This is a genomic window from Chromobacterium alkanivorans (genome assembly GCF_016937655.1).
Taxonomy (GTDB): Bacteria; Pseudomonadota; Gammaproteobacteria; order Burkholderiales; family Chromobacteriaceae; genus Chromobacterium; species Chromobacterium alkanivorans.
On sequence record NZ_JAFHKL010000004.1, the window covers coordinates 355,937 to 370,030 of the forward strand.

The 14,094-nt window shown below is 65.1% G+C and carries 15 protein-coding genes; 9 read left to right on the top strand and 6 right to left on the bottom strand.

Translation table 11 applies throughout. The features are described 5' to 3' along the window. Positions 1-61 precede the first annotated feature (61 nt). The 3 genes from JW897_RS09740 to JW897_RS09750 all read left to right on the top strand — a co-directional run bounded on the left by JW897_RS09740 (position 62) and on the right by JW897_RS09750 (position 2,405). Positions 62-1,642: a TerC family protein gene (locus JW897_RS09740; protein WP_048413607.1), complete on the top strand. Its 1,581-nt coding sequence runs from the start codon at positions 62-64 to the stop codon at positions 1,640-1,642. Beyond that, the gene (locus JW897_RS09745) at positions 1,629-1,988 is read left to right on the top strand and encodes a GIY-YIG nuclease family protein (protein ID WP_048413608.1); all 360 of its coding nucleotides are present in this window, start codon (positions 1,629-1,631) and stop codon (positions 1,986-1,988) included. The genes JW897_RS09740 and JW897_RS09745 overlap by 14 nt, the downstream gene beginning before the upstream one ends. Positions 1,989-2,063: 75 nt before the next feature. Beyond that, entirely contained in the window at positions 2,064-2,405 is a 342-nt protein-coding gene (locus tag JW897_RS09750; protein ID WP_205465927.1) for a hypothetical protein, read from the top strand. Between the two features lie 204 nt (positions 2,406-2,609). Here the strand turns inward: JW897_RS09750 and JW897_RS09755 are convergent, their stop codons facing one another. The 6 genes from JW897_RS09755 to JW897_RS09780 form a co-directional block, all read right to left on the bottom strand. Further along, positions 2,610-3,344, bottom strand: a complete 735-nt coding sequence (locus tag JW897_RS09755; protein ID WP_048413610.1) for an amino acid ABC transporter ATP-binding protein — start codon at positions 3,342-3,344, stop codon at positions 2,610-2,612. A gap of 5 nt (positions 3,345-3,349) precedes the next feature. Further along, positions 3,350-4,021: an amino acid ABC transporter permease gene (locus JW897_RS09760; RefSeq protein ID WP_205465928.1), complete on the bottom strand. Its 672-nt coding sequence runs from the start codon at positions 4,019-4,021 to the stop codon at positions 3,350-3,352. Further along, positions 4,021-4,761 (bottom strand): amino acid ABC transporter permease, encoded by a 741-nt coding sequence (locus JW897_RS09765; protein ID WP_205465929.1) that lies wholly within the window; start codon positions 4,759-4,761, stop codon positions 4,021-4,023. The genes JW897_RS09760 and JW897_RS09765 overlap by 1 nt, the downstream gene beginning before the upstream one ends. Before the next feature lie 162 nt (positions 4,762-4,923). Further along, on the bottom strand, positions 4,924-5,829 hold the full coding sequence (locus JW897_RS09770) for a glutamate/aspartate ABC transporter substrate-binding protein (protein WP_019102383.1): 906 nt from the start codon (positions 5,827-5,829) through the stop codon (positions 4,924-4,926). Positions 5,830-5,952: 123 nt separating this feature from the next. After that, the gene (gene rsmA, locus JW897_RS09775) at positions 5,953-6,750 is read right to left on the bottom strand and encodes a 16S rRNA (adenine(1518)-N(6)/adenine(1519)-N(6))-dimethyltransferase RsmA (protein WP_205465930.1); all 798 of its coding nucleotides are present in this window, start codon (positions 6,748-6,750) and stop codon (positions 5,953-5,955) included. Positions 6,751-6,927: 177 nt separating this feature from the next. Then, the gene (locus tag JW897_RS09780; RefSeq protein ID WP_205465931.1) at positions 6,928-8,109 is read right to left on the bottom strand and encodes a multidrug effflux MFS transporter; all 1,182 of its coding nucleotides are present in this window, start codon (positions 8,107-8,109) and stop codon (positions 6,928-6,930) included. A gap of 248 nt (positions 8,110-8,357) precedes the next feature. Here JW897_RS09780 and JW897_RS09785 point away from each other — a divergent pair, with 248 nt between their 5' ends. The 6 genes from JW897_RS09785 to JW897_RS09810 all read left to right on the top strand — a co-directional run bounded on the left by JW897_RS09785 (position 8,358) and on the right by JW897_RS09810 (position 14,076). Then, positions 8,358-8,954: a Maf family protein gene (locus JW897_RS09785; RefSeq protein WP_048413614.1), complete on the top strand. Its 597-nt coding sequence runs from the start codon at positions 8,358-8,360 to the stop codon at positions 8,952-8,954. 17 nt (positions 8,955-8,971) lie between these two features. Then, positions 8,972-10,468 carry a ribonuclease G gene (gene rng / locus JW897_RS09790; protein ID WP_205465932.1) on the top strand — a complete coding sequence of 499 codons (1,497 nt, stop codon included), beginning with the start codon at positions 8,972-8,974 and terminating at the stop codon, positions 10,466-10,468. A gap of 5 nt (positions 10,469-10,473) precedes the next feature. Further along, positions 10,474-11,184 (top strand): TIGR02117 family protein, encoded by a 711-nt coding sequence (locus JW897_RS09795; protein ID WP_205465933.1) that lies wholly within the window; start codon positions 10,474-10,476, stop codon positions 11,182-11,184. A 35-nt stretch (positions 11,185-11,219) separates the two neighbouring features. After that, positions 11,220-11,999 carry a serine O-acetyltransferase gene (cysE, locus tag JW897_RS09800; protein WP_048413616.1) on the top strand — a complete coding sequence of 260 codons (780 nt, stop codon included), beginning with the start codon at positions 11,220-11,222 and terminating at the stop codon, positions 11,997-11,999. Beyond that, a complete protein-coding gene (locus JW897_RS09805; protein ID WP_205465934.1) occupies positions 11,996-12,799 on the top strand; it encodes a DUF3658 domain-containing protein in 804 nt (267 codons plus the stop codon). The genes cysE and JW897_RS09805 overlap by 4 nt, the downstream gene beginning before the upstream one ends. Positions 12,800-13,233: 434 nt before the next feature. Continuing rightward, a complete protein-coding gene (locus JW897_RS09810; protein WP_048413618.1) occupies positions 13,234-14,076 on the top strand; it encodes an isopenicillin N synthase family dioxygenase in 843 nt (280 codons plus the stop codon). Positions 14,077-14,094 lie beyond the last annotated feature (18 nt).

Consider the following 14,094-nt stretch of genomic DNA (forward strand, 5'->3'; position numbering starts at 1 on the left):
TCGCGCCCCGACTGTGCTATTTTTACCCCGTTTTTATTTATAAGGAATCTTCGTTTTCATCATGGACGTTTCGTGGCTGTCTGACCCTTCCGCCTGGCTTGGCCTCCTCACGCTGATCATCCTGGAGGTGGTGCTGGGCGTTGACAACCTGATCTTCGTCGCCATCCTGGCGGAAAAGCTCCCCCCGCACCAACGCGACCGCGCCCGCATCACCGGCCTGTCCCTCGCCCTGATCATGCGCCTGCTGCTGCTGGCCAGCATCTCCTGGCTGGTGACGCTGACTTCGCCGCTGTTCCACGTGCTCAGCCAACCGTTCTCCGGACGCGATCTCATCATGCTGGGCGGCGGCGTGTTCCTGTTGTTCAAAGCCACCACGGAACTGCACGAACGCCTGGAAGGCGTGGATGAAGTGAAGAGCAACGGCCAGAAGGCTTACGCCGCCTTCGGCACCGTCGTCGCCCAGATCCTGGTGCTGGACGCGGTATTCTCCATCGACTCGGTGGTCACCGCCATCGGCATGGCCGAACACCTGCCGGTGATGATGCTGGCCGTCATCGTCGCCATGCTGATGATGATCGCCGCCAGCAAACCGCTGACCGCCTTCGTCAACGCCCACCCCACCGTGGTGATGCTGTGTCTGGGCTTCCTGCTGATGATCGGCTTCAGCCTGGTGGCGGAAGGCTTCGGCTTCCACATTCCCAAGGGCTATCTGTACGCGGCGATCGGCTTCTCGGTATTGATCGAAGCCTTCAACCAGGTATCGCAAGCCAACCGCATCCGCTACCTGAACCGCAACCAGTCCTTGCGCGAACGCACCGCCAACGCGGTGCTGAGCCTGATGGGCAGCAAGCTGACCAGCCCCAGCGCCGACGAAGGCAAGGTGGAGGACAGCAAGGACGCCGAGCCGCAAGAGGCTTTCGCCCAGAACGAGCGCGCGATGATACACAGCGTGCTGACCCTGGCCGAGCGGCCGATCCGCGTGATCGCCACGCCGCGCGCCGACGTGCATCGCCTGGACCTGAGCCAGAGCCAGGACGCGCAGCGCAAAGTGCTGCGCGACAGCCCCTACTCGCGGCTGGTGGTGATCAAGGACGGCAGCATCGACGAGCCGCTGGGCATCGTCGCGCGCAAGGACCTGCTGACCCAGTTGCTGGACGGCGGCGAAATGAACATCGACGCCGCGCTGCGCCAGCCGCTGGTGCTGCCGGAAACCGTCACCGTGCTCAAGGCGCTGGAGAGCTTCCGTCAGCACTCGGCGGACATGGCCTTCGTGGTCAACGAGTTCGGCAGCCTGGAAGGCATCGTCACCCAGAAAGACCTGATGGAAGCGATCGCCGGCGAATTCCCGGAAGAGCACGAGCGCCATGAGCTGCCGGCCATCGTGCAGCAGGCCGACGGCAGCTTCGACGTGGAAGGCAGCCTGGAGCTGGTGACGCTGGAACAGCACATCGCGCTGGGCGACTTCGAGGACGAAGACTTCCACACCGTGGCCGGCCTGCTAATGGACTGCCTGGAGCGCATCCCGCGCGAAGGCGATGAGATCACCGTCGGCGAATGGAGGCTGCGCGTCACCGTGCAAAAGGGCAACCGCACCGAGCGGGTGCTGATCAGCCCGCTGGCCAACCTGGATGCCAGCATCTAAATCCGCCGCCGCGCGGGATCCACAGGGCCGGGCTTCCCCCCGGCCCTGGTTTTTGTACGTGCTGCGCTGCCGCGACGGCGCGCTCTACACCGGCGTCACCACCGACGTGGCGCGCCGCTACGCCCAGCACGCCGCCGGCAAGGGCGCGCGCTACACCCGGCTCAACCCGCCGCAGGCGCTGGCCCTGGTGCTGGTCTGCGCCGGCCGTTCCGAGGCGCTGAAGGCCGAATACGCGTTCAAGCGGCTGGACCGCGCCGCCAAGCTGGACTTTCTGAACCGCCACGCGCCCGCGGACGGGGATTTCTCAGTTTTCATGTCGTCCCCCGCCGCCGGCAACACAGATTAACCAGCCTTAACAAACACTCGCCGCGCGCTCTCCTAGGCTGACATCTGGCAATCATTGCCACCCAAGGAGATCAAGATGAAAACGAACGCTCGCCCCCTCATGCTGACCGGCCTCTTCGCCGCCAGCCTATTGTTCGCCGCCCAGGCTCGGGCCGAATCCGAATGGCAGAAAGAACACCCGCGCCGGGAGGAAGTCAATCAGCGGCTGCACCACCAGGACCGCCGCATCCACCGCGAACTGAAGGAAGGCAAGATCAGCCGCGACGAAGCGCGCAAGCTGCGCGGCGAAGACCGCGACATCCGCCAGCAGGAACAGGGCATGGCCAAGCTGGACCACGGCCACATCACCCGGCAGGAACAAAAGACGCTGAACCAGGAGGAAAACCAGGTCAGCCAGCAGATCAAGAACGGCAACTGAGCGCGCCGCCCAAACAAAAAGCCCGCCAAACGGCGGGCTTTGTCTTTGACCAGAGCCTGGCTTAGAACCTGTTTACCATCTGCTGCGCGCCGGCGATACGGCGTTGAAACCGGGCTCAAAATGCTCATGCACTACGTGTACATTCCGCCTTTTCTCTCGTTTTCGTCTTGTTTCGCCTTAGCTCGCGGGATCGTAAATAGCTGCTTAGTGCTGCAGGATCTTGGACAGGAAGTGACGGGCGCGCTCGGAGCGGCCGTCCAGGTTGCCGAAGAACTCGTCCTTGGCGCAATCCTCGACGATATGCCCCTGATCCATGAAGATCACGCGATTGGCCACGCGGCGGGCGAAGCCCATCTCGTGAGTCACGCACATCATGGTCATGCCCTCGTGCGCCAGCTCGGTCATCACGTCCAGCACCTCGTTGATCATCTCCGGGTCCAGCGCGCTGGTCGGCTCGTCGAACAGCATCGCGATCGGGTCCATCGCCAGCGCGCGCGCAATCGCCACCCGCTGCTGCTGGCCGCCGGACAGCTGGCTGGGAAACTTGTCGGCGTGCGCTTTCAGGCCGACGCGGTCCAGCAGCTTCAGGCCCTTGTCGCGCGCCTCGTCCTGGCCGCGGCCCAGCACCTTGACCTGGGCGATGGCCAGGTTCTCGGTGATGGACAGGTGCGGGAACAGCTCGAAGTGCTGGAACACCATGCCCACGCGGCTGCGCAGCTTGGGCAGATCGGTCTTGGGATCGCCCACCGAGATGCCGTCGACGATGATCTCGCCCTTCTGGAACGGCTCCAGCGCGTTCACGCACTTGATCAAGGTGGATTTGCCGGAACCGGACGGCCCGCACACCACCACCACCTCGCCCTTGGCGACCTGGGTGGTGCAATCTGTCAGAACCTGGAACTGTCCGTACCACTTGCTGACTTGCTTCAGGGAAATCATTGCGCTCATACAGCCAACCTTTTTTGCATGCGCTTCACCAGCCGCGAAGCGCCGAAACTGATCACGAAATAGACTGCGCCGGCAAACAGCAGGAACTCATGCGGCAGGCCGACGACATCGCCCTTGGAGCGGGCCGTGTTGAGGAAATCCATCAAGCCGACAGCGTACACCAGCGAAGTGTCCTGGAACAGGATGATGGACTGTTGCAGCAACAGCGGCGTCATCTTGCGGAAAGCCTGCGGCAGGATCACCAGCCGCATCACCTGGCCGTAGCTCATGCCCAGCGCGTAGGCCGCGCCGGCCTGGCCCTTGGGAATCGCCTGGATGCCGGCGCGGACGATCTCGGAGAAATACGCCGCCTCGAACATCACGAAGGCCACCAGGCAGGAGGTGAACGCGCCCACCGGCTCGAAATTGCCGGTGATCCAGTTCAGCAGCAGCGGCACCACCAGGTAGAACCAGGAGATCACCAGCAGCAGCGGAATGGAGCGGAAATAATTGACGTAGAACTTGGCCAGGGGCGACAACACCCGGTTGTCGGAGAGCCGGGCCAGCGCCAGCAAGGTGCCCAGCACCACGCCGCCCACCACCGCCATCACCAGCAGCTTCAGGGTCAGCTGCATGCCCTGCCACAGTCCCGGCAAGGCCGGGCCGATCTGGCTGAAATCGAAATCCATCACTTGCCCCCCATCATGCCGGGAATGCGCACCCGCTGTTCAATCCAGGCCATCAGCGTCATCAAGCTCATATTGAGCACGAAATAGATGATGGTAGCCAAGGTAAAGGCCTCGAAGATGTTGGCGGAGAACTCCGCGGTCTGCTTGGTCTGCGCCAGCAACTCCATCAGGCCGATCAGCGAAGCCACCGAGGAGTTCTTGAAAATATTCAGAAACTCGCTGGTCAGCGGCGGAATGATGATGCGGAAGGCCTGCGGCAACAACACGTGGCGATAGGTTTGCGGCAAGGTGAAACCCATGGCCAGCGAGGCGTTGCGCTGACCGCGCGGCAAGGCCTCGATGCCGGTGCGCACCTGCTCGCACACCCGCGCCGCGGTGAACAGGCCCAGGCACACCACCACCGACAGAAAGGCGGAAGTGGCCGGCGTCAGGTCTTGCTTGAACCAGGTCTGCGCGCCCTCGGGCAGCAGGTCCGGGATCAGGAAGTACCAGACGAACAATTGCACCAGCAAGGGCACATTGCGGAACAACTCGACATAGGCGGCGGCGATGCCGGCCAGCCAGCGACTCGGCACCGTGCGCATCACGCCCAGCACCGAGCCCAAGGCCAGGGCGATCGCCCAGCCGGCCAGCGCCACGGCGATGGTCCAGCCCAGGCCGGAGACGAACCAGTTCAGATAGATCTCGCTACCCACCCCGGTGGACTTGAAAAACACCATCCAGTCCCAGTGGTAATTCATGCTTCACTCCCACAACGCCAGCCCGCCGGGCGCGCTCATGCGCCGACGGGCCGCGGCCCGGCGCAAGCGCCCGGCCACACACAAAGAAAGCGGGTACGGCCGTGCGCCCCGGCTCCGCGCGCAACGGCGAGGAGGACAGGGCGGCGGCGCGCCAACCGCGACTTACATCTGCTCGGCAGACTTGTCGGTCGGCTTGGCGATCAGCTCCTTGAATTCATCGGACATCGGGAAGTTCAGGTTCAGCCCCTTGGGCGGCACCGGGCTGGTGAACCACTTGGCGTAGATCTTGTTGACCTCGCCGGACTTGAAGGTGTTGCTCAGCGCGGCGTCCACCACCTTCTTGAAGGCGGGGTCTTCCTTGCGCATCATGCAGCCGTAGATCTCGTAGGATTGGGCCTTGCCGGTCACCACCCAGTTGGCCGGGCTCTTGGCCTTGGCCATCTCGCCGTACAGCAGCGCGTCGTCCATCATGAAGGCCGCGGCGCGGCCGGACTCCAGCATCAGGAAGGATTCGCCGTGATCCTTGGCCGAGATGATGTTCATGCCCAGCTTCTTGTCGGCGTTCATCGCCTTTATCAGGCGCTCGGAGGTGGTGCCGGCGGTGGTGACCACGTTCTTGCCCTTCAGGTCCGGGAAGTCCTTGATGCCCGAGGTCTTGGCGGTCAGCAGACGGGTGCCGATCTCGAAGATGCCCACCGAGAACGCCACTTGCTTCTGACGTTCCACGTTATTGGTGGTGGAGCCGCACTCCAGATCCACGGTGCCGTTCTGCACCAGCGGGATGCGGGTCTGCGAGGTCACCAGATTGTACTTGACCTGCAGGTTGGGCATTTTCAGCTCTTTTTTCACCTGCTCGACCACTTTATTGGCCAGGTCAACCGAGTAGCCCACCGGCTTCTGGTTGTTGTCGTAGTAGGAAAACGGAATGGACGCGTCGCGGTTGCCCAGGACGATCACGCCGGAATCCTTGATCTTCTTCAGGGTGCCGGTCAGTTCGGCGGCCATGGCCGGCGCGGCGCAGAAGGCGCCCAGAGTGGCGGCACAGATCAGGGTGGAGCGAATACGCATGAAGTTTCTCCTTTTTCACTTCCTGTGATAGACAGCCCCCGCCGACAAGGACGGGGACGGACGACTCTTTGTAGTGCGGCGGGCGCTGAACGCCCGCTCGTATTTTTGCTTTACAACGCCCCGTTACGGGCGTTTGACCTTATGGCCTTTCCCGCTCAGATAATTGGCCAGACGGACGTAATCCTCCACCGGCAGGTTTTCAGGCCGCAGCCCGGGGTCCAGCTCCAGCGCGGCGAAGCCGTCCGCGTCCAGCAGGCCCTTCAGGTTGTTCTTCAGCGTCTTGCGCCGCTGCGAGAACGCCGTGGTCACCACCTGCTCCAGCAGCGCCTCGTCGACGGCCACGCCGCAACGGCCCGGCGCCGGAATCATCCGCACTACCGCGGAATCCACCTTCGGAGGCGGCCAGAACGCTTCCGGCGGCACATGCAGGATGTTCTCCATTTCAAAACGGTACTGCAACATCACCGTCAGCCGGCCGTAGTCGGTGGTGGACGGCTCCGCCACCATGCGTTCGATCACTTCTTTTTGCAACATGAAGTGCATGTCGGTGACTTTCTGGCCGTAAGCGGCCAGATGGAACAGCAAGGGCGTGGAAATATTGTACGGCAGATTGCCGACGATCTTCAGCTTGCCCTCCGCCACCGAGGCGAAGTCGAAAGCCAGCGCGTCGCCGGCGTGGATGCTCAGGCGCTCGGCCGGAAACTCCTTCTGCAGGCGGCTGATGATGTCGCGGTCTATCTCCACCACGTGCAGATGCTTGAGCGCGGCCAGCAGCGGCTTGGTGATCGCGCCCAGGCCGGGGCCGATCTCGATGACGACGTCGTCCGGCTGCGGATTCACCGCGTGCACGATGTTGGCGATGACGCTGGCGTCCTGCAGGAAATTCTGGCCGAAGCGCTTGCGCGGAATATGTTTGTTCATGAAATCTGCTAATCAGTGCAAAGAACGGAGAAGCGCCGGACAGCTTGCCGTCGCGCCTCATTGTCGAAATCAACTCTCAAAATTTGGGCCAATTGTCTGCCGATTGTAGGCTGCCCGACAAGAGCTAAAGCCGGGCCGGCGCCACAAATCTCACAATACATGCCAAACACTTGAAAATCAGTGAGGATTTTCCCGAATCGCCGCGGCGGGACGGGTCAGCCAGCGGCACAGGCCGGCCAGCAGCAGCACCGTCGCGCCCAGCGCCCATTCGCCCGGCAGCGGCAAGGCGGCCAGGCCCGCCGACACGCCGGCGGCGAACAGCATCTGGCCGCAGCCCAGCAAGGCGGCGGCGCGGCCGGCCGCCTGGGAAAACGGCGCCATCGCCATGCCGCTGGCCGGCCCCAGCGTCCAGGCGAAACCGACGCTCAGCACGCCTATCGGCAACATATAGTGCCAAGCGCCCGGCTGCCCCGACAGCGCCAGCAGCAAGACGCCGGCCAGCAACATGATGTTGAGGCCGTAACGCAACATCGCCTTCTGGCCGAAGCGGCCGATCAGCTTCAGGCCCAGGAAGCTGGCCGCCATCACCAGCAGCGCGTTGCCGCCGAACAGCAGGCCGAAGGTGGTGGCGTCCACTCCGCCGCGCTCGATCAGCACCGCCGGCGCCAGCGTCACATAGCTGACGATCAAGGCCAGCGCCGCGCAGCAGCAAGCGCCGTAGCGGCGCAGCGCCGGCGTCGCCAGCACCTGGCGCATGCCTATCGCCGGGCCGCCGTCGGCATGCGACATGTCGGGGCGGGTTTCCGGCATCTTCCACGCCAGCCACGCCGTCGCCAGCACCGCGCTGCCCGCCAGCGCCAGGAAGCAGGACTGCCAGCCCCAGCGCGCGGTCAGCCAGCCGCCCAGCAAGGGCGCCATCGCCGGCACCACGTTCAGGGCGGCGTTGAGCAGGCTGTAGCGCTGGGCGGCGGCATTGCCGGAAAAGCAATCGCGCACCAGGGTGAACGCGCACACCGAGCTGGCGCTGGCGCCCAGGCCCTGCAGCGCGCGCAGCCCCAGGAATCCGCCCAGGCTGTCGCTGCGGCTGGCCAGGAAGGCCGCCGCCGCGTACAGCAGCAGGCCTCCCAAGGCCACCGGCTTGCGACCGAAGCGGTCCGCCAGCGGGCCGAACAGCAACTGCCCCAGCCCCAGGCTGAAGATGAACACGCTGAGGCTGATCGCGACATCGGCCTGGAAGTGCCGCTGCATCGCCGGCATCGCCGACAGGTAAAGATCGATGCCCAGAGGATTGAACAGGATCAACAGGATGGCCGCCATGGTGGCGGCGCGGGCAAACGGGGAAACGCTGGAATTCGGCATCGGGGTATGACGGCAGGGGATGGAGAAGCAAGCCGCCATGATACCGGGGAGCGCGCGTCGCCGCAGCAGGACGCCGGAAAAAAACTCGGCCGCGCACCGCCTCCGCGCCTTTAAAAACAGCAAATTGACGCCATGTAAGCCGGAACGCTCCGGCCAGAAAACGCCCGGAGCCTGATGGATTCGTTGGTTGCGGCATCACGCGTCTGGTAACCTAGACGGCGACCGAAAGAACAAATGAGCAGACTATCATGACCGCAAATGACACCCGGATTTACCTGTCTTCCGGCAGCCCGCGCCGCCGCGAAATTCTGGAACAGTTGGGCATGCACCTGGAACGCATCCACGCCGACATCGACGAATCGGTGCGGCCCGGCGAATCCGCCGTCGCCTACACCGAGCGGCTGGCGCTGTCCAAGGCCGAGGCCGGCTGGCGGGTGGTGATGTCTTGCGGACTGCCGTCGCGGCCCTTGCTGGCCGCCGACACCACGGTGGCGATGGACGGCGAAATCTTCGGCAAGCCGGAAAACGCCGACGACGCCCGCCGCATGCTGCGCGCCTTCTCCGGCCGCAGCCATCAGGCCATCACCAGCGTGGCGGTGCGCGAAGGCGAACAGGTCAGCCTCAAGACCTCGGTGACCGAGGTGTTCTTCCGCCCGCTCAGCGAGCAGGACATCGAACGCTACCTGGACAGCGGCGAGCCTTTCGACAAGGCCGGCGCCTACGGCATCCAGGGCAAGGCCGGCGTCTTCGTCGAACGCATCCACGGCAGCCACAGCGGCGTGATGGGCCTGCCTATCTTCGAGACCGCGGCGCTGCTGAGCGAATTCGGCTTCCAGTTTCCATGAGCGCGCGGGGGACCACCATGCTGCATCAATCGATACCCCTGCCGCGCGATCTGCCGCGCCCCAAGGAACAAATCCTGGTCAACATCACCCCGCAGGAAACCCGGGTGGCGGTGCTGGAAGACGCCGTGGTCCAGGAACTGCACGTGGAGCGCGCCGCCAGCCGCGGCATCGTCGGCAACATCTACCTGGGCCAGGTCAAGCGCGTGCTGCCCGGCATGCAGAGCGCCTTCATTGAAATCGGCCTGGAGCGCGCGGCCTTCCTGCACATCGCCGACGTGCTGGAGCAACGTCAGCACCCGACCGAGCCTCAGCGCATCGAGAAAATGCTGTTCGAAGGCCAGACCGTGCTGGTTCAGGTGATCAAGGACCCGATAGGCACCAAGGGCGCGCGGCTGTCCACTCAGATCTCGCTGGCCGGCCGCTTCCTGGTGCACCTGCCTCAGGAAGAGCATATCGGCGTATCGCAGAAGATAGACAGCGAAAGCGAGCGCCACAATCTGAAGTCCAGGCTGGAAAAGCTGTTGCCGGCCAACAGCCCGCGCGGCTACATCATCCGCACCAGCGCCGAAACCGCGCGCGACGACGAACTGGCCGCCGACATCGACTACCTGTCCAAGCTGTGGTCCGACATCCGCCACAAGTCCCAGCACCTGCCGGCGCAAAGCCTGCTTTACGAAGACCTGCCGCTGGCGGTGCGCGTGCTGCGCGACATGGTCAGCGACTTCACCGACAAGGTGGTGGTGGACTCCACCGAGAACTACAGCCGCATGGTGGAGTTCGCCGAGCAATACGTGCAGATCGCCGTCGACAAGATCGAACGCTACAGCGGCGAACGGCCGCTGTTCGAGCTGCACGGCATCGAGGCCGAGATCGACAAGGCGCTGGCGCGCCGCGTCAACCTCAAGTTCGGCGGCTACCTGATCATCGACCAGACCGAGGCGATGACCACCATAGACGTCAACACCGGCGGCTTCGTCGGCAACCGCAACTTCGACGAAACCATCTTCAAGACCAATCTGGAAGCCACCCAGACCATCGCCCGGCAACTGCGGCTGCGCAATCTGGGCGGCATCATCATCGTCGACTTCATCGACATGGACAACGACGAGCACCAGTCCGCGGTGCTGGCGGAGCTGGCCAAGGCGATGGCGCGCGACCGCACCCGCGTCACCCTCAACGGCTTCACCAGCCTGGGCCTGGTGGAAATCACCCGCAAGCGCACCCGCGAAAGCCTGGCCCACGTGCTGTGCGAGCCCTGCCCCACCTGCCAGGGCCGCGGCGAGATCAAAACCGCGCAGACCGTGTGCTACGAGATCCAGCGCGAAATCGTGCGCGAGGCGCGCCAGTTCGACGCCAAGGGCTACCGCATCCTGGCCGCGCAATCGGTGATCGACATGTTCATAGACGAGGAATCGCAAAGCCTGGCGATGCTGATCGACTTCATCGGCAAGCCGATCTCGCTGTCGGTGGAGACCACCTACACCCAGGAGCAATTCGACGTCGTCCTGTTGTAGCCGCGATGCCATCCCGCCCGCCGCGTCCGGCGGCCCGGCTGCCGCGCCTGTTGGCGCGCGCGGCGCTGGGCCTGCTGGCGCCGATTCCGCTCTACCTGCTCGCCGCGCTGGCGTTTGGGCTGCTGCCGGTCAACCTGGACTGGCGGCAGGACGACGCCGGCGTTCCGGTCTATCTGGACAGCAACGGCGTGCACGCCGGCCTGCTGCTGCCCCGCCGCGCCCCGGGCATGGACTGGGACGGGACCTTCTCCCCGCGGCATCCGCGGGCCGGGCCCAATCTGGACAAACTGCCCTATGTGGGCATAGGCTGGGGCAGCCGCAGCTTTTTCCTAGAAACGCGGGACTGGTCCGACCTCACCCCCGGCAAAGCGCTTTACGCCTTGTCCGGACTGGACGGCGCCGTGTTGCACGTGGAATACCTGCCGATGCCGCGCGAAGGCGCCGCCACCCGGCGCCTGCTGCTCGCGCCGGAACAATACCGTCGGCTGACCGGCTTCATCCAGGCCGCCGTCGCCCGCGACGCGGCCGGACAGGCCCTGTGGATGCGGGGCTATCATTATCATGATCAGGACGCGTTTTACCTGGCCCAAGGCCGCTACAGCCCGTTGACCACCTGCAACCAGTGGGTGCGCGACGCGCTGGCCGCCAGCGGCGTGCGCACCGCCTGGTGGTCCCCGTTCGACCGCGCACTATTCTGGCAATTGAAAGACCGCTGAGGCCGCGCCGCCCCAGCGGATGGGAGTTTCGCACAATGAACGAAGCAAACGGCGATCCGCTCTGGTTCGCCATCCGGCAGGAAGCCGAACACGCCGCGCAAGACGAGCCGATGCTGGCCAGTTTCCTGCACATGACCGTACTGCGCCACAACACCCTGGAAGACGTGCTGGCCTTCCACCTGTCCAGCAAGCTCGCCAGCCCGGTGATGGACGCCCGCGCGCTGATGGAATTGTTCCGCGAGGCGCTGGACGCGGATCCGGCCATCAGCGCCGCCGCGCGCGCCGACATCAGCGCCTGCTTCGACCGCGACCCGGCCTGCGACAACTACTCCACCCCGCTGCTCTACTTCAAAGGCTTCCACGCCATCCAGTGCCAACGCATCACCCACTGGCTGTGGCGTGAGGAACGCAAAACCCTGGCGCTGTTCCTGCAGAACCGCATCTCGGAAGTCACCGGCGCCGACATCCACCCGGCCGCGCGCATCGGCCAGGGCGTGATGCTGGACCACGGCACCGGCGTGGTGGTGGGCGAAACCGCCGTCATCGGCGACAACGTCTCGATGCTGCAGGGCGTCACCCTGGGCGGCACCGGCAAGGAACACGGCGACCGCCACCCCAAGATCGCCGACGGCGTGCTGATCGGCGCCAACACCTCCATTCTCGGCAATATCCAGGTGGGCGCCTGCGCCAAGATAGGCGCCGGCAGCGTGGTGCTGGAGGACGTGCCGGCCCACACCACCGTGGTCGGCGTGCCCGCCCGCGTGGTGGCCCGCGCCGAAGGCACCCCGGCTCTGGATATGGACCAGCGCGTATGAGCGCTGAGCGGGTCCACCTCGCCGTCGGCGACTCCGCCGCCGGCATGCTGAGCGCGCTGCGGCGCGACGGCCTGCTCGACGGCGAGGTGCTGCCCTTCATCGAAGACCTGAGCGCCGGCCCGCTGCTGGACGCCGACGCCATCGATCAGGGCCTGCGCCTGGCCTGGCACCAGCAGCTGCTGCAGGCCCAGCCCTGGCTGCCGGAATGCGAGGACGACTGGCTGCGCCGGCATCAGGCCGGCCGCAAGGCTTTGCTGCGGCTGCTGGAGCGGCCGCGGCCGCTCACCGTCTGGCAAGGCCGCAGCGCCGGCGAGCAACTGGCGCTGGCGCTGCTGGCCGAGCAACTGCCGGCGGACTGCCCCTTGGCCGTGGTCTCGGTCCCCGAGCCCCTTTGGCCGCGGGAAGAGAGCCTGGCGGAATGGAGCGTGGCCATGCTGCCGCTGGAACGTTTGCCCGCCGCCGGCGAACGGGCTCGTCCGCTGACGGCCGGAGAACGCGAAGCGCTGGCCGCGCAATGGCGCCATTGGCGCGAGCACGGCCAGGGCCTGCGCCGCCTGCAAGACGATGACGTCGTCGAAGCGCCGCTGGACCGCTACGACGCGCTGCTGCTGGAACTGAGCGGCGAGCAGCCGCGCGCGGTGTCCCGCCTGGTCGGCGACGCCCTCGTCCACATCCGGGAAGCGCTGCTGTCCTCCGACATCCTGTTCTGGCGCGTCCAGCAGTTGCTGCGCGCGGGCCGGCTCCGCGCCGAGGCCCCGGCAGGCGACGGCGCGCCCCCGCTCGTCCGCGCCGTCGGCTAAACGCCTGGGCAAAGCCTCGCGCGCTTGGGCGAGACCAGGCGGAAACCGCTGAGAACCTGTTTACGATCTGCTGCGCGTCGGCGATACGGCGTTGAAACCGAGCTCAAAATGCTCATGTACCACGAGTACATTCCGCTTTTTCGCTCGTTTTCGCCTTGTCTCGCCTTAGCTCGCGAGATCGTAAACACGTTCTGAGAAAGCGGAAAGTACAAGTGGAGCATGAGCATTTCGGCGCGGCCCCCACCGTGCCGCGTCTCACGACGCGCAGCGGCTCGTAAACAGCTTCCAAGGCGGCGTTGCCGCGACGCTACACCCATCCCTCGAGACGGCGACCCATGCTTGGTGATGCCGGGAGGCGCGGGTAGAATCCCAGCCCTCGGCGCCTGCCCCGCCATTGAATGGCAGCGTCCTGCAATCCTCAGGAACCCCACCCCATGAATGTCAGAGTTGTCGACTACCACGCGCCGGACGCGGCGGAACAATTCACCCGCTCGCTGCACGAAACCGGCTTCGGCGTGCTGGTCAACCATCCGATCCCGCAAAGCCTGGTGGAAAAGATCTACGCCGACTGGCTGGCCTTCTTCAACAGCCAGGCCAAATACGACTACGCTTTCTCGATGGAACGCCAGGACGGCTGGTTCTCCCCGGAGGTATCGGAAACCGCCAAGGGCGCAAGCCTGAAAGACATCAAGGAATACTTCCACATCTACCCGTGGGGCCGCGTGCCGCCGGAACTCAAGGCAGACGCCGACCGCTACTACGCCGTCGCCAACCAGCTGGCGCAGGAACTGCTGTCCTGGGTGCAGCAATACACCCCCGCCCATATCGCCGCCAGCTATACCGAACCGCTGTCCCACATGATCGCCGACAGCCAGAAAACCCTGCTGCGCGTGCTGCGCTACCCGCCGCTGACCGGCCGGGAACCGGCCGGCTCGCTGCGCGCCGCCGCCCACGGCGACATCAATCTGCTGACCATCCTGCCCGCCGCCAACGAACCCGGCCTGCAAGTGCAGGACAAGCAGGGCGAGTGGCTGGACGTGCCCTGTGATTTCGGCACCCTGGTGGTCAATATCGGCGACATGCTGCAAGAGGCCTCCGGCGGTTACTACCCGTCCACCCAGCACCGCGTGGTCAACCCCAGCGGCGAAGGCGCGACCAAGAGCCGCATCTCGCTGCCGCTGTTCCTGCATCCGCGCCCGGAGGTGGTGCTGTCCGAGCGCTACACCGCGGACGGCTATTTGAACGAGCGCCTGCGCGAATTGGGCGTCAAACAGTAAGCCTCCCCGCCGGCGGCG

Bases quoted from the DNA above. Each gene is read 5' to 3' on its own strand.
- JW897_RS09750 (WP_205465927.1), top strand. From the start codon at position 2,064: ATGAAAACGAACGCTCGCCCCCTCATGCTGACCGGCCTCTTCGCCGCC.
- JW897_RS09785 (WP_048413614.1), top strand. From the start codon at position 8,358: ATGACCGCAAATGACACCCGGATTTACCTGTCTTCCGGCAGCCCGCGC.
- JW897_RS09810 (WP_048413618.1), top strand. From the start codon at position 13,234: ATGAATGTCAGAGTTGTCGACTACCACGCGCCGGACGCGGCGGAACAA.
- cysE (WP_048413616.1), top strand. From the start codon at position 11,220: ATGAACGAAGCAAACGGCGATCCGCTCTGGTTCGCCATCCGGCAGGAA.
- JW897_RS09795 (WP_205465933.1), top strand. From the start codon at position 10,474: ATGCCATCCCGCCCGCCGCGTCCGGCGGCCCGGCTGCCGCGCCTGTTG.
- JW897_RS09765 (WP_205465929.1), bottom strand. From the start codon at position 4,761: ATGAATTACCACTGGGACTGGATGGTGTTTTTCAAGTCCACCGGGGTG.
- rsmA (WP_205465930.1), bottom strand. From the start codon at position 6,750: ATGAACAAACATATTCCGCGCAAGCGCTTCGGCCAGAATTTCCTGCAG.
- JW897_RS09745 (WP_048413608.1), top strand. From the start codon at position 1,629: ATGCCAGCATCTAAATCCGCCGCCGCGCGGGATCCACAGGGCCGGGCT.
- JW897_RS09740 (WP_048413607.1), top strand. From the start codon at position 62: ATGGACGTTTCGTGGCTGTCTGACCCTTCCGCCTGGCTTGGCCTCCTC.
- JW897_RS09760 (WP_205465928.1), bottom strand. From the start codon at position 4,021: ATGGATTTCGATTTCAGCCAGATCGGCCCGGCCTTGCCGGGACTGTGG.
- JW897_RS09805 (WP_205465934.1), top strand. From the start codon at position 11,996: ATGAGCGCTGAGCGGGTCCACCTCGCCGTCGGCGACTCCGCCGCCGGC.
- JW897_RS09780 (WP_205465931.1), bottom strand. From the start codon at position 8,109: ATGCCGAATTCCAGCGTTTCCCCGTTTGCCCGCGCCGCCACCATGGCG.
- JW897_RS09755 (WP_048413610.1), bottom strand. From the start codon at position 3,344: ATGATTTCCCTGAAGCAAGTCAGCAAGTGGTACGGACAGTTCCAGGTT.
- JW897_RS09770 (WP_019102383.1), bottom strand. From the start codon at position 5,829: ATGCGTATTCGCTCCACCCTGATCTGTGCCGCCACTCTGGGCGCCTTC.
- rng (WP_205465932.1), top strand. From the start codon at position 8,972: ATGCTGCATCAATCGATACCCCTGCCGCGCGATCTGCCGCGCCCCAAG.